This is a genomic window from Cryobacterium sp. Y57 (genome assembly GCF_002929505.1).
Taxonomy (GTDB): Bacteria; Actinomycetota; Actinomycetes; order Actinomycetales; family Microbacteriaceae; genus Cryobacterium.
The window spans coordinates 1-13,262 of record NZ_PJJL01000048.1 but is presented as its reverse complement, the minus strand read 5'-3'; the positions used below and the strand labels follow the sequence as shown (position 1 = coordinate 13,262).

Sequence of the window (13,262 nt, the reverse complement as noted above, 5' to 3'; positions counted from 1 at the left end):
GGCCCAACACATCATCAAAAGCGCTACAGACAAGCGAGGTAACGGATGAAAACAACCGGTCCCACACGTACGCGCCGCCGGTTCTTAGTCGATCCCCGTTTTAGCATCGGGCTGGTGCTGGTCGCTGCGTCGATCGCGGGCGTCGGCGCGATCGTCGCCGGCAGTGATCGCACCACGGCGGTCTACACCGCACGGCACACACTGACCGTTGGCGATCAGATCAGATCGGCCGACCTCGTGGAGAGCCGGGTGCAGCTCGGCGGCACGGCCGACCTATACCTGGTGCCGGCGGCCGACCTGAAACGCGGCCTGCTGGTCACCCAGACCATCCTGGCCGGCGAACTCGTGGCACGCTCTGCGGTCGGGCAAGCGTCGGGGAGCGACGTGACCAGTGTCGTCGTCGATATCCCCGGAAGGCTGGCCGTGTCCATCGCGGCGGGCTCCGTCGTCGATATCTGGTCGGCGCGGGCGACCGGACCCAGCGAATACGCTCCGCCGACGATTCTCGTGGGGCAGGCCGTTATCGTGCGTATCGTTGAACCGACCGGCATCATCGCGGCCGACAACGGTCAATCCGTCGAGATGCTCGTGCCCAAGGCCAGTGTGGGCGTGGTGCTGGAAGCGATCATGAACGGTGATGCCGTCGCGATCGTGCCCGTGAACACCCCGGTGGTGCCCTGATGGCCAGGCTCGCGCTCGTGCTGGATCGAGCGACCGAGCAGCGGATGCTGGCCGAGATCGTGGATTGTGGGCACAGTGTCGTCACGCGCGTTGATACCGCTCGTGAGTTTCTCGAGACGCTCTCGCATGGCCAGCCGCACGTCGTCGTCGTCAGTGGTCGCCGCGAGTCCCTGACCGGGCAGCTGATCGCCGCGTGCGACGAGCGCGGCATCCGGGTCGTCGCCCTGACCGCAACCGACCAGGAGCGACGGCACGCGGGCACGCTCGGCCTGTACGAAACGGTTGCGATACCCTGCGACTGGTCGGAGATCGAAGATCTGCTCGTGTCGGGCGTTGTCGTGCCGTTGCGGGTGGGGGAACGGCATTTCACCGGTGGCGCGCTCAACACCGGGTCGGTGATCGCGGTCTGGGGTCCATGCGGAGCCCCGGGGCGCACCACCCTCGCCATTAACATCGCGGCGGAAATCGCGGCTGCTGGTCACACCGTCGTGTTGGCCGACGTTGATACCTACAGTGCCTCGATCGCCCCGAGCCTGGGCATGCTCGACGAAGCACCGGGCTTCGCTGCCGCCTGCCGGCTGGCCGGCAGCGACAGTCTCAACCAATCGGAGCTTGAACGAATCGCGCAACGCTACAACTCGCCCAAGGGCGCTTTCTGGGTGCTCACCGGCCTCGGCAGGCCGTCGCGCTGGCCGGAACTGTCGACGGAACGGGTCACCCGCACCATTGACGCGTTACGGCACTGGGTGGACTACGTGGTGGTCGATACCGGGTTCAGTCTGGAGAGCGATGAAGAACTGACCAGTGACGTGTTGGTGCCAAGGCGGAACGCCGCCACCGTCACTGCCCTGCGCGTGGCCGATCACGTTGTCGCCTGTGGGCTGGCAGACCCGGTGGGGATGGCCCGGTTTCTTCGCGCCTGGAGCGATCTCATCGAGGTGATCGGCACCAGTGCGGTCAGCGTCGTGATGAACCAGGTGCGGGCGAGTGCTGTTGGGCTGAATCCACGGGCGCAGGTCACGGCGATGCTGTTGCGTTTCGGCGGCATCGAATCATCGATTCTGGTGCCGCACGACCAAGGTGCCCTGGACGCGGCGGTATTGACGGGCCGCACGCTGCGGGACGCGAGCCCGAAGTCTGCGGCGCGCGTGAGCATCCGTCGTTTTGTTCTGGAGGACTTGATCGTTCTTCCGGCCACGGAATCCACGCGCAAGCCGCGGCGCGTCACCTGGCGCGGACGAAAGGCAGCCCCGGTCATCTGAGGCCACGGCGAGGTGACCCCACAGATACACCTAGGCTATGGAGAGTGTCGACGCTCAGTGATCTCGTACTTGCCCAGGGCCGCAGCAGCGCGGAAGACGTGGACTGGCTGCACATGCTGGTCGCGGATGGCCAGCTGCTGGCCGACCTCGCGTTCGCGGACATCGTCGTGTGGGTTCCGACGACCTCCGACAGTTTCGTCGCGGTAGCGCACGCACGCCCATCCAGCGCGGCCACCCTGTTCTATCGGGACTTCGTCGGCCAGCACATCAAAGCGGAGTGGCGCAACCAGGTCACTGAAGCCTTCGAGGCTGCGAAGATCGTCGACCGTGATGCCCCTGCCTGGTTTGAGGAGACTCCCACCCGCGTGCGAGCCATTCCGGTATTGCGCCGACTGAGCACGAGCGGATCCGAGGTGACCGCTGTCCCGGTAGCGGTGCTCACCCGTCACACCAACCTGAGTGAGGCGCGCACGCCGAGCCGTCAGGAGTTGACCTTCAACGACTGCGCGAACGACCTCTTCGCCATGATCGCCTCCGGCGACTTTCCCGATCTCGGGGCCCCGACCGGACCGCGCCGCGGCGCGCCGCGCGCTTCGGACGGCCTGCTGCGACTTGATGTCGACGGCCTGACCACCTTTGCCAGCCCGAATGCGCTTTCCGCCTTCAACCGTATGGGTTTCGCCGAAGAGCTCGAGGGGGAGTCCCTCGCCGAGGTCACCACGAGCCTGCTCACCGGCACTGCCGTCGTCGACGAGTCCCTGCCCCTGATCGTCACCGGGCGCGCGCCGTGGCGCACCGATATCGAGGCGCGCGGGGTGACGGTGTCGCTCCGCGCGATTCCCATTCGCAACCGCGGAGAACGCGTTGGTGCCATCATCTTGTCCCGTGACGTCAGCGAGTTGCGCCACCAGGAACGTGAGTTGATCACCAAGGATGCGACCATCCGAGAGATCCACCATCGGGTCAAGAACAATCTGCAGACCGTGGCCTCCCTGCTGCGAATCCAGGCGAGGCGCACCCAGTCCGATCGGGCGCGCGAGGCACTGACCCAGGCGATGCGGCGGGTTGCCGCCATCGCTGTTGTGCACGACACCCTGTCGGAGGGGCTCAGCCAGATCGTCGACTTCGACGCTGTCTTCGAACGGGTGTTGCTGTTGACGGTAGAGGTGGCATCCGCTCACAACACGACCGTGCATCCGAAATCCTTCGGCAGCTTCGGTACCTTGCCGAGTGCTTATGCGACGCCGCTCGCGCTCGTGCTGACGGAGCTGGTCACCAACGCGGTCGAGCACGGCCTCGCCGGGCGTGAGGGTGAAGTGTCGATCGAAGCGCAGCGCAGCGACGAGACACTCACCGTCATGGTGCGCGACACCGGTGTCGGCCTGCCGGAGGGCAAGGTCGGCTCTGGCCTCGGCACGCAGATTGTACGCACACTCATTCAGGGTGAACTTGGCGGCACCATCGACTGGCACACCATGATGGGTAGCGGCACCGAGGTGACGATCGAGATTCCCCTGCGTTTCATGCAGGCAGGCTAACCCCCGATTTTTTGGGACGGGGCCCGGGCCCGAAGCGCGGGCCCAGTTTATAGACGTGGCCCGCGGTCATAAGGTGGGCCCGCGAGCGGGTGCGGTTTCGCGTGGTTCGGTGGCGGGAACAAAAAAACGAGCCGACGGCCTCCGGGAATACCGGATGGCCGCGGGCTCGCGTTCTGTGGTCGTGCTGGCTCGCTAGGAAGCTCGGCGGGCGCGTGCTGCGCGACGCTTGAGCGCGCGGCGTTCGTCTTCGCTCAGACCGCCCCAGACTCCCGAGTCCTGGCCGGTTTCCAGTGCGTACTGGAGGCACACCTCGGTGACGTTGCATCGTGCACACACCGACTTTGCCTTCTCGATCTGGTCCACTGCGGGTCCAGTGTTGCCGACCGGAAAGAAAAGTTCCGGGTCGGCGGTGAGGCAGGCAGCTTTATCGCGCCAGTCCATAGGGATGCTCCTTTTGTTACATGGGTGCACGGCCGATTGGCCAGAGTTGCAGGGGTGATGGCCGGTTGCAGGAATGTGGGATCTGCGCGATGACCGCGTTGAAATAGCTCACGTCCCTGTGAGCGTCAACCAGACCTTGAATATCGTCCCATAATAGAGGTATCAAATCAATAGTTTCGTATGGTTTTTCGCTGTGAACAGCAGCTCTGGTGCAGGGCGCCCAACCTGGATCGACCTCCGGGCGCTTCGTCGTGCCCCCCTGTTGGGGGTGTTGATCGCGTTCCTCGCCCTGGAAGCGCTCGCCCTGTGGATCTTCAGCGCCTGGTGGGTGCTCGAACTGCTCATTGCCACCCCGACCTCGATGGGAGCCGCGCTCGCCCTGTTGGCCCTCCTCGTGGTCGCTGCCGTGTGGGTCAGTGCGATCACCGTCGGCGCTCTCCGTCGGCGTCCGTGGATTCGCGGCGGTGCCCTCACGTGGCAGCTCGTGCAGGTCATGATCGCGATCGGTTGTTTTCAGGGGATCTACGCTCGGCCTGACGTCGGCTGGGCGCTGCTGCTGCCATCCATTATCGTGCTCGTTTTGGTGTTCACTCCACGTGTCGTAGCTGCGACCAGCCACGAACCCGAGCCCGAAGCCGACTAAGCGGCGCTGCGCGGGCCGTGAAGACCCGATCAGGCCCGAACCTAGGCGTCGATACCGAGCTTCTTACGCAGGCTCGCGACGTGCCCGGTGGCCTTGACGTTGTAGAGGGCGTGGGTGATGTTTCCGGCCTCATCGAGCACGAGCGTCGACCGCAGCACACCGGTCACGATCTTGCCGTACAGATTCTTCTCGCCATAGGCGCCGTAGGCGCGGTGCACAGCGAGGTCGGTGTCGCTGAGTAGGGGAAAGTTCACGGCGTCGTTTTCTTGAAACTTCTTCAGCTTGGCCGGAGCATCTTTCGACAGTCCGAGTACCTGGTAACCGGCCGATTTGAGCGACCCGAGGTTGTCGCGAAAGTCGCAGGCCTGGGTCGTGCAGCCGGGGCTCATCGCGGCCGGGTAAAAATAGACGACGACCTTGCTGCCCGAAAAGTCGGCCAGCGAAACGGATGTCCCATCCTGATCGGTCAGGGTGAACTGGGGGGCTGTATCGCCCACTGCAAGGCGCGCTAGATACGTCATCCCTCCATCGTAACTGCGTTTAGGGACATGAGCTCAGCGAGTGGGCGCAAAGGTGGCCAGAAGGCGCTGCAGGGAGTCGAGGCGCACCCGGCCGGTCTCGCCGAGTTCATCAGCCTCGACGGCCTCGATGATGGCGCAGTCCGGCGAGTCGGGTAAGTGCGTGCAGCCGCGTGGGCAGCGCTCGGCGATCGTCGCGAGATCGGTGAAGGCCTTGAGAATGTTGTCGGTGTTGATGTGCCCGAGGCCGAAGGACCGCACACCGGGAGTGTCGATCACCCAGCCGCGGCCGCCATCCGTCTGAAGACGCAGTGACACGGTCGACGACGAGGTGTGGCGGCCACGCCCGGTGACGGTGTTGACGACGCCGATGGCCCGGTTGGTGCCCGGCACGAGCGCGTTCACCAGCGTGGATTTGCCCACCCCGGAGTGCCCGACGAAGACGGTGTCGTGACCGACCAGTGCCGCCGAGATCGCTTCGATCGGCATGCCGCCCTCGCCGCTCTGGAATACGGGCAGGTCGAGCCCGGCGAAATTGGCCAGAAATACGGCGGGGTCGGCGAGGTCGGTCTTGGTGATGCACAGGATGGGCGTCACGCCGGCGTCGTAGGCCGCGACCAGGTAGCGATCCACCAAGCGGATGCGCGGCTCCGGGTTGGCCGCAGCGACCACGATCAGCATCTGGTCGGCATTGGCCACGATCACGCGCTCAACGGCGTCCGTGTCGTCGGCGCTTCGCCGTAGCAGCGTGTCGCGTGGAACGATGCGCACGATTCGGGCCAGGCTGCCTTCTGCCCCGGTCGTGTCGCCGACGATGTCGACCCGGTCGCCGTTGACGACGGCCTTCTTGCGCAGTTCACTGGCCCTGGCGGTTGTGATCCGCCGCTCGGTTGGCAGGTTTTCATCGAGCATGACCGTATAACGGCCGCGGTCGACCGAGAGGATGCGGCCGGTCAGCGCGTCCTCATGGCTCGGCCGGGTTTTGGAGCGCGGTTTACTGCCCTTGCGGCCGGGACGCACATGCACGTTCGACTCATCGAACTCAGGCTCGTCGTCGTCGGCAGAGGCCCACCAGGTGTCGCCAGGATCACCGGCGAGGTCGGCGTAATGGGCGTAGTCCGTGGACGGTGCGTCGGCGGCCTCATGAACGCTGAGACGATCGCGATCCTCGCCGTCGCCCGGCGAAGTCGCATTGCCCGCCACCGCCATCTACAGCGCCGCTTCGGTGATCATCGCATGCCAGAGCTGCGGAAACTGGGGGAGGGTTTTCGCGGTCGTGCCGATGTTCTCCACGTCAACGCCGGGTACGGCGAGGCCGATCAGTGCGCCGGCCGTGGCCATCCGGTGGTCGTCGTAACTGAGCCACTGGCCGCCGTGCAGGGGGGCCGGCTCGATCTGCAGTCCGTCAGGCAGCTCCGTGACCTGGCCTCCGAGTCGGTTGATCTCGGTGGCCAGCGCAGCGAGGCGGTCGGTCTCGTGGTTGCGAATGTGCCCGATTCCCGTGATCGTGCTCGGCGTCTCGGCCAGGGCAGCGAGGGCGACGAGGGTGCAGGCGAGCTCGCCGCCGCTCGACAGGTCCAGGTCGACACCGAGGATGCGCTCGCCGCCGGTTACGGTGAGGCGGTCGCCTACATGGGTCACGGTCGCGCCGAACAGCGGCAGGAGCTGCTCGAGATCGGCGCCTACCTGAGTGGTCGTCTGTGGCCAGCCGGTGATGCTGACGCTGCCCCCGGCCACGAGGGCGGCGCAGAGGAACGGCGCGGCGTTGGAAAGATCGGGTTCGATATCGACCGTACGCCCCGCGAGAAGACCGGGTTCGATGATCCATTCGCCGACGTTCGGCGTGGCCACGATGACTCCGCGAGCGCGCAACACCTCGATGGTCATCTCGATGTGCGGCAGGCTGGGCAGTCGTTCGCCGGAGTGCGTGAGGTGCAGCCCGTGCTCGAAACGTGCGCCGGCCAGCAGCAGGCCGGAGACGAACTGGCTGGACGTGCCCGCGTCAATGGTCGTGGCGCCGCCAGTCACCGCTCCGCGGCCGTGAACGGTGAAGGGCAAGGCGCGCTTGCCATCGTCGTTGATATCGCCGCTGAGGTCGCGCAGCGCGCCGATGATCGGACCCATGGGGCGACGGCGGGCACCGACATCGCCGTCGAACGTCGTCGGGCCGAGGGCGAGGGCGGCCAGCGGTGGCAGAAAACGCATAACGGTTCCGGCCAGGCCGCAGTCGATCGTGGTGGAACCGAGCAGTTCCTCGGGCGGGGTCACTAACAGGTCGGAGCCGAACGCACCCGCGCCGGCCACAGCCTCGATCGTGGTGCCCAGCTGGCGCAGCGCGGCGACCATGAGATCGCTGTCGCGGGAATGCAGCGGCGACCGGAGCAGGGACGGTTCGCTGGCCAAAGCGGATGCGACGAGCTCCCTGTTGGTCAACGATTTCGAGCCCGGTAGGGCCAGCACCGCCTGGAGGGGCATGTCTGTGTTCGGCGCCGGCCACCAGGCATTTTCTTCGGTCGGTGAATTATCGCCGTACGGATCGAACTCCGGCTTGGAATATCTCGAGATCAACATCGGTTATCAGAATAGTCGGTGATAACAATTTAAGGGAGATGTATAACGGTGTCAATGCTGCTGGAGCGACCCCTGTCCGTGGGTAACGGCTTAGAATCAGGGGTAATGACTTCAGACACGCCCGCGAACTCGGGAGATCTTTCGAGCAGCGACACAGAACGTACGACACTGTCCCCGACCAAGGCGGAACTGCGCGAACAGACCCGCGGCTTGTTCGAGGAACAGGCGTTGCCTTTTCTCGACCAGCTGTACGCGGCGGCCATGCGCATGACACGCAACCCGTCGGATGCGCAGGATCTTGTGCAGGAAACCTTCGTGAAGGCTTTCGCCGCCTTCGCACAGTACGAGCAGGGAACCAATCTCAAAGCGTGGCTGTACCGCATCCTCACCAACACTTTTATCAATGCGTACCGTAAGAAGCAGCGCGAGCCGTACCAGGGCACGATTGATGAGTTGGAAGACTGGCAGCTCGGCGGCGCCGAATCAACCACCGCCACGTCGGGGCGTTCGGCCGAGGCCGAGGCCATCGACCACCTGCCGGACAGCGCCGTCAAAAACGCCCTGCAGTCAATTCCCGAAGACTTCAGACTCGCCGTGTACTTCGCCGACGTTGAAGGGTTCTCCTACCAGGAGATCGCCGAAATCATGAAGACCCCCATCGGCACCGTAATGAGTCGCCTGCACCGTGGCCGGCGACTGTTACGCGAGCTGTTGGCCGGCTACGCGGCTGAACGCGGGCTGGGCACGGGCCAGGACCAGAAAACATCCAGGAGCACAGAAAAATGACCGATTGTGGTTGCGAGAAGGCCAAGGCTGAACTCGAGGAATACCTGCACAACGAACTTCGCAAGAATGATGCGGCCGACATTCGAGAGCATCTCGCTAGTTGCCCAGACTGCAGCAGCGAACATCTTGTTGGTCGCACCCTGACCGAGGTCATGCAGCGCGCATGCAAGGAGACCGCGCCAGAAGACCTGCGCGACCAGGTTTTGCTCAAGCTGCGCTCTCTGCAAGCCTCACACTAGTCGGAGGTTGCGGCGACGGTTCGACCTGCCCGAGCAGGAACGCGGCGCCCGTCGCATCCGCTACCTGAGCGAAGGTTCCGAAGTCGGATTCCCACGGTTCTCGCAGCACTGTGCCACCGAGTTCACTCACCCTCTTCGCGGATGCGCACACGTCGGCGACGCCCAGGTACACCTGCCAGTATGCCGGTACCCCGGCTGGCAGTATGGCGTCAGCGTCGTACACCCCTCCGGTCATGGATTCGTCGTGGCCGAAGGTGCTGTAGCGAAAATCGGCGGTGTCGCTCAACGGAATCGGCGTCCAGCCGAACACTTCCTCGTAGAAGGCGATCGTTGCGTTAAAGTCAAGGGTGATCAGCTCGTGCCAAACCGGCGTCCCGATCTCGTTGTCGACGTGAAAGCCTCGGTGGCCGGCGGCCTGCCACACACCGACGGCCGCTCCCGCCGGGTCGGTCAGCACGGCGAGCCGTCCCTGGTCCCCGACAGTCTGCGGGCGCACGAGCACGGTCGCGCCCGCGGCCCTCGCGGCGCGCACGGTTTCGTCGACACTGTCGATCGCGAGATAGGTGGTCCAGAAGTCGCGGTTTCCGCGCTCCTGGGCGGTGAGACCAGCGATGGCGGCGTCGCCGAGGAAGAGCATCGTGTAGCGGCCGCTTCCCGCCCCGGTGTCGACGGCTCGCCAGCCGAGCAGTTCGGTGTAGAACGCGATCGACCGGGCCGGGTCGCTTGTCATCAGGTCAATCCAGCACGGCTCCCCGAGCTGGTTCACAGTGCGAACGGGCATGGTTTCTCCTCGGGTTGCCCTGAGCCTAGAACCGTCGGCGCACTCTGGCAACACAACGGTATCGGCACCACGGCGGGACGAACCGATGCCGCCGTGCCAGCTCGTACAACCCCGCCGGCCCATCCATCCAGTCGCCTCGGACACAATACTGGGGGGACTCTCGCCACCCCCAGTGTTAGAGCCTCGCTGTGACTGTTACAGGGTCAAAGCGTCGCGCTGCAGCTTGGCCTGCTCGATCGCGTGGCGCTTGGCCGAACCCGCGGCCGGCGAGGCCGAAGCCGGACGGGAGAACAGACGCACAGCGCGCGGGCCGAGCTTGCTGGTCTCCAGGTAGAAGAACGGCCAGGCGCCCTGGTTCTCTGGTTCGTCCTGCACCCACGCCAGCTCGGCGTTGGGGTACTGGGCGGCCACGTTCTTCAGCTCCACGGCGGGCAGCGGGTAGTACTGCTCGACGCGTACGAGGGCGATCGCCGGGTTCGGGTTCTTCTCGAGCTCGTTCAGCAGGTCGTAGTAGATCTTGCCGGCCATGAACAAGACGCGCTTGACGGCACTCTTGTCGGCGATACGGGCGTCATCGATGACCGTCTCGAACTTGCCGCTGGTCAACTCGGCCACGGCGCTCGTCGCGCCGCGCAGCCGCAACATCGACTTGGGCGTGAACACGATCAACGGGCGACGCGGACGCATGTACGCCTGGCGACGCAGCAGGTGAAAGTATGACGCGGGCGTCGACGGTCGCGCCACGGTCATGTTCTCTTCGGCGCACAGCTGCAGGAACCGTTCGATGCGAGCTGACGAGTGGTCAGGCCCCTGGCCCTCATAGCCGTGCGGCAGCAGCAACACAACGGATGACCGCTGCCCCCACTTCTGCTCGGCCGAGGAGACGAACTGATCGATGATGGTCTGCGCCCCATTGGCGAAATCACCGAATTGGGCTTCCCAGAGTACCAAAGCGTCGGCACGTTCCACCGAGTAGCCGTACTCGAAGCCCATGGCGGCGTATTCGCTCAGCAGAGAGTCGTAGATCCAGAACCGGGCCTGGTTGTCCTTCAGGTTGGCCAGCGGTAGCCATTCCTGGCCGTTCACCCGGTCGTGCAGAACGGCGTGACGCTGCACGAACGTGCCACGGCGGCTGTCCTGTCCGGCGAAACGTACCGGGGTGCCCTCGACCAGCAGTGAACCCAGCGCGAGCAACTCGCCGAAGCTCCAGTCGATATTGCCGTTGCGGCTCATGTCGAGACGCTTTTGCAACAGCTGCTGCAGCTTGCTGTGCACTGTGAAACCGACCGGCTTGTTGTTGAATGCGTCACCGATGAGCTGGATGACACTTTCGGGAACGCCGGTCGTCTCTGGCTCGCCAGCGGCGTCCTCGCGTTCCTGTGCCTCAGCTTCGGCCTTCGCAGTGGCGGCCATCTCTGGGGTGATGATCGGAATCGACGCGGTCTGTGCGGCGTGCGTTTCGAGGAACGCACGTTCGAGGCGGTCCTGGAAGTCGCGGTGGGCTGCTTCGTATTCCTCCACGGTGATATCGCCACGGCCGACGAGCGCCTCGGTGTAGAGCTTGCGCACGCTGCGCTTGGCCTCGACCAGGTTGTACATCAGCGGCTGGGTCATCGAGGGGTCGTCGCCCTCGTTGTGTCCACGACGGCGGTAGCAGATGAGGTCGACGACGACATCCTTCTTGAACTCCTGGCGGTAGGCGAACGCGAGCTCGCCGGCACGCACCACTGCCTCGGGGTCGTCCCCGTTGACGTGGAAGATAGGAGCCTGAATGGTCTTGGCGACGTCTGTGGCGTAGACGCTGGTGCGGGCATCCTGCGGCAGGGTCGTGAAACCGAGCTGGTTGTTGACCACGATGTGCACGGTGCCGCCGGTACGGTAGCCGCGCAGCTGGGACATCTGCAGGGTTTCGAGCACAACGCCCTGGCCGGCCATCGCGGCGTCACCGTGAATGAGGATGGGCAGGGTGGAGAAGGTGCCGATCGGCTTGCGGTCCTGCTTGGCGCGGACGATGCCTTCGAGCACGCCGTCGCCGGCCTCGAGGTGCGACGGGTTTGCGGCCAGCGAGACCGGAATTTCGGCGCCGTCTTCACCGCGGAACAAACCCATGGTGCCGAGGTGATATTTCACGTCCCCGGAACCGTGCACGGTGCGCGGGTCTTGTGTTCCCTCGAACTCGCGGAAGATTTCGCCATAGGTCTTGCCGGCAATGTTGGTGAGCACGTTCAGGCGACCACGGTGGGCCATGCCGATCGCGACCTCGTCGAGGCCCTGTTCGGCAGCGCCCTGCAGAATAGTGTCGAGCAGCGGAATGGTGCACTCGCCGCCCTCGAGGCTGAAGCGTTTCTGGCCGACATACTTGGTCTGCAGGAACGTTTCGAAAGCTTCGGCCTCGTTGAGCTTGGCCAGAATTCGCATCTGCTCGTGGTGCGTGGGCTTGACGTACGACTTCTCGATTTTTTCCTGCACCCACTTGCGTTGGGCTGGGTCTTGAATGTGCATGTACTCGATGCCGGTGGTGCGGCAGTACGAGTCGCGCAGCACTCCCAAAATGTCGCGCAGCAGCATTTGGCGCTGCGAACCGAAATTACCGGTCACGAACGAACGGTCGAGGTCCCAGAAGGTGAGCCCGTGGGTGGCGATATCGAGGTCGGGGTGACTGCGCTGCGAGTACTCGAGCGGGTCGATGTCGGCCATCAGGTGGCCGCGCACGCGGAACGAGTTGATCAGTTCCTGCACGCGTGCGGTCTTGTCGACGGCGCTCGTGAGGTCGACGCTAATGTCCGGTGCCCAGTGGATCGGGTCGTACGGAATGCGCAGCGCCGAGAAGATCTCTTCGTAGAAGTTGTGCTGGCCGATCAGAAGCTCGTGCACGATCTTGAGGAACTCGCCCGAACCGGCGCCCTGGATGACCCGGTGATCGTAGGTGCTGGTGAGGGTGATGGTCTTGGAGATGGCCAGGCCGGTGAGGGTCTTGACGCTCGAACCCTGGAATTCGGCCGGGTAGTCGAGGGCGCCGGCGCCGATGATGCAGCCCTGGCCCTTCATGAGGCGAGGCACCGAGTGAACGGTGCCGATGCCGCCGGGGTTGGTCAGCGACAGGGTCGCTCCGGCGAAGTCATCGGCGGTGAGCTTGTTCTTACGTGCCCGCGTGACCAGGTCTTCGTAGGCGGCCAGATACTCGCCGAAGGTCATCGTGTCGGCGCGCTTGATCGCCGGGACGAGCAGGGCGCGGGTGCCGTCGGGCTTGGGCATATCGATGGCCAGTCCCATGCCGACGTGGGCGGGGGCGACGACCGAAGGCTTGCCGTCGACCTCGTCGTAGTAGACGTTCTGACTGGGGAACATCTTGAGCGCACGGATGAGCGCCCAACCGATCAGGTGGGTGAAGGAGACTTTGCCACCACGCGCCCGCTTCATGTGGTTGTTCATGACGATGCGGTTGTCGATGAGCAGCTTGGCCGGGATGGTGCGCACGCTGGTGGCCGTCGGCACGGTCAGGCTGGTGACCATGTTGGTCGCGAGTGACTTCGCCATACCGCGCAGCGGCGAGACCTGATCTTGTTTGACCGGCTCGGAAGCATCGACGATGATGGCCTGCGGGCTGGTCACGGGAGCGTCAGCGGGAACGGGGGCCGGTTTGGGCGCACTCGAAGTGGTGCGTGCCGTCGGCTGGTTCTCGGTCACCGGAGCCGGAGCTGCCGCCCCGGGAGCGGTCTGCGCGACCGGCGCGGCGGCCGCGACCGGCGCGGCGGCCGCGACCGGTGCTGCTGGCGCCGGTGCTGCTGGCGCCGGTGCTGCT

The 13,262-nt window shown here is 64.9% G+C and carries 12 protein-coding genes; 6 read left to right on the top strand and 6 right to left on the bottom strand.

All coding sequences use genetic code 11. The features are described from left to right. The first annotated feature begins 114 nt into the window (after window positions 1-114). From CXY72_RS02530 to CXY72_RS02520, 3 genes are read left to right on the top strand one after another with little or no spacing between them, the layout of a single operon-like run. A complete protein-coding gene (locus tag CXY72_RS02530) occupies window positions 115-681 on the top strand; it encodes a hypothetical protein (RefSeq protein WP_158252446.1) in 567 nt (188 codons plus the stop codon). Next, window positions 681-1,943 (top strand): regulator, encoded by a 1,263-nt coding sequence (locus tag CXY72_RS02525; RefSeq protein WP_104126146.1) that lies wholly within the window; start codon window positions 681-683, stop codon window positions 1,941-1,943. Before CXY72_RS02530 ends, CXY72_RS02525 begins: the two co-directional genes overlap by 1 nt. Window positions 1,944-1,987: 44 nt before the next feature. Next, window positions 1,988-3,481 carry a sensor histidine kinase gene (locus CXY72_RS02520; protein WP_104126145.1) on the top strand — a complete coding sequence of 498 codons (1,494 nt, stop codon included), beginning with the start codon at window positions 1,988-1,990 and terminating at the stop codon, window positions 3,479-3,481. Window positions 3,482-3,673: 192 nt separating this feature from the next. On the opposite strand, the gene CXY72_RS02515 is transcribed toward CXY72_RS02520, so the two are convergent. Then, window positions 3,674-3,922, bottom strand: coding sequence for a WhiB family transcriptional regulator (locus CXY72_RS02515; protein WP_035837005.1), 249 nt, complete (start codon window positions 3,920-3,922; stop codon window positions 3,674-3,676). A gap of 193 nt (window positions 3,923-4,115) precedes the next feature. Here CXY72_RS02515 and CXY72_RS02510 point away from each other — a divergent pair, with 193 nt between their 5' ends. Continuing rightward, a complete protein-coding gene (locus CXY72_RS02510; protein ID WP_233197620.1) occupies window positions 4,116-4,565 on the top strand; it encodes a hypothetical protein in 450 nt (149 codons plus the stop codon). 41 nt (window positions 4,566-4,606) lie between these two features. Here the strand turns inward: CXY72_RS02510 and bcp are convergent, their stop codons facing one another. From bcp to aroA, 3 genes are read right to left on the bottom strand one after another with little or no spacing between them, the layout of a single operon-like run. Next, window positions 4,607-5,086, bottom strand: a complete 480-nt coding sequence (bcp, locus tag CXY72_RS02505; RefSeq protein ID WP_104126144.1) for a thioredoxin-dependent thiol peroxidase — start codon at window positions 5,084-5,086, stop codon at window positions 4,607-4,609. Window positions 5,087-5,119: 33 nt separating this feature from the next. Next, window positions 5,120-6,292 carry a ribosome small subunit-dependent GTPase A gene (gene rsgA, locus CXY72_RS02500; RefSeq protein ID WP_104126143.1) on the bottom strand — a complete coding sequence of 391 codons (1,173 nt, stop codon included), beginning with the start codon at window positions 6,290-6,292 and terminating at the stop codon, window positions 5,120-5,122. Beyond that, complete coding sequence (gene aroA, locus CXY72_RS02495) at window positions 6,293-7,654, bottom strand: 3-phosphoshikimate 1-carboxyvinyltransferase (RefSeq protein WP_104126142.1); 1,362 nt, start codon at window positions 7,652-7,654, stop codon at window positions 6,293-6,295. 105 nt (window positions 7,655-7,759) lie between these two features. Here aroA and CXY72_RS02490 point away from each other — a divergent pair, with 105 nt between their 5' ends. Together CXY72_RS02490 and CXY72_RS02485 are read left to right on the top strand one after the other, a co-directional pair. Beyond that, entirely contained in the window at window positions 7,760-8,440 is a 681-nt protein-coding gene (locus CXY72_RS02490; RefSeq protein WP_104126141.1) for a sigma-70 family RNA polymerase sigma factor, read from the top strand. After that, complete coding sequence (locus CXY72_RS02485) at window positions 8,437-8,679, top strand: zf-HC2 domain-containing protein (protein ID WP_104126140.1); 243 nt, start codon at window positions 8,437-8,439, stop codon at window positions 8,677-8,679. Before CXY72_RS02490 ends, CXY72_RS02485 begins: the two co-directional genes overlap by 4 nt. On the opposite strand, the gene CXY72_RS02480 is transcribed toward CXY72_RS02485, so the two are convergent. Both CXY72_RS02480 and CXY72_RS02475 read right to left on the bottom strand, forming a co-directional pair. Beyond that, window positions 8,648-9,460 carry a VOC family protein gene (locus tag CXY72_RS02480; protein ID WP_104126139.1) on the bottom strand — a complete coding sequence of 271 codons (813 nt, stop codon included), beginning with the start codon at window positions 9,458-9,460 and terminating at the stop codon, window positions 8,648-8,650. The two genes, CXY72_RS02485 and CXY72_RS02480, sit on opposite strands and share 32 nt — an antisense overlap. A 195-nt stretch (window positions 9,461-9,655) precedes the next feature. Beyond that, a partial coding sequence (locus CXY72_RS02475; protein WP_104126138.1) for a multifunctional oxoglutarate decarboxylase/oxoglutarate dehydrogenase thiamine pyrophosphate-binding subunit/dihydrolipoyllysine-residue succinyltransferase subunit occupies window positions 9,656-13,262 on the bottom strand: 3,607 nt, incomplete at its 5' end.

Coding starts and splice junctions, on each gene's coding strand:
- CXY72_RS02525 (WP_104126146.1), top strand. CDS start 681: ATGGCCAGGCTCGCGCTCGTGCTGGATCGAGCGACCGAGCAGCGGATG.
- CXY72_RS02515 (WP_035837005.1), bottom strand. CDS start 3,922: ATGGACTGGCGCGATAAAGCTGCCTGCCTCACCGCCGACCCGGAACTT.
- bcp (WP_104126144.1), bottom strand. CDS start 5,086: ATGACGTATCTAGCGCGCCTTGCAGTGGGCGATACAGCCCCCCAGTTC.
- rsgA (WP_104126143.1), bottom strand. CDS start 6,292: ATGGCGGTGGCGGGCAATGCGACTTCGCCGGGCGACGGCGAGGATCGC.
- aroA (WP_104126142.1), bottom strand. CDS start 7,654: ATGTTGATCTCGAGATATTCCAAGCCGGAGTTCGATCCGTACGGCGAT.
- CXY72_RS02490 (WP_104126141.1), top strand. CDS start 7,760: ATGACTTCAGACACGCCCGCGAACTCGGGAGATCTTTCGAGCAGCGAC.
- CXY72_RS02485 (WP_104126140.1), top strand. CDS start 8,437: ATGACCGATTGTGGTTGCGAGAAGGCCAAGGCTGAACTCGAGGAATAC.
- CXY72_RS02480 (WP_104126139.1), bottom strand. CDS start 9,460: ATGCCCGTTCGCACTGTGAACCAGCTCGGGGAGCCGTGCTGGATTGAC.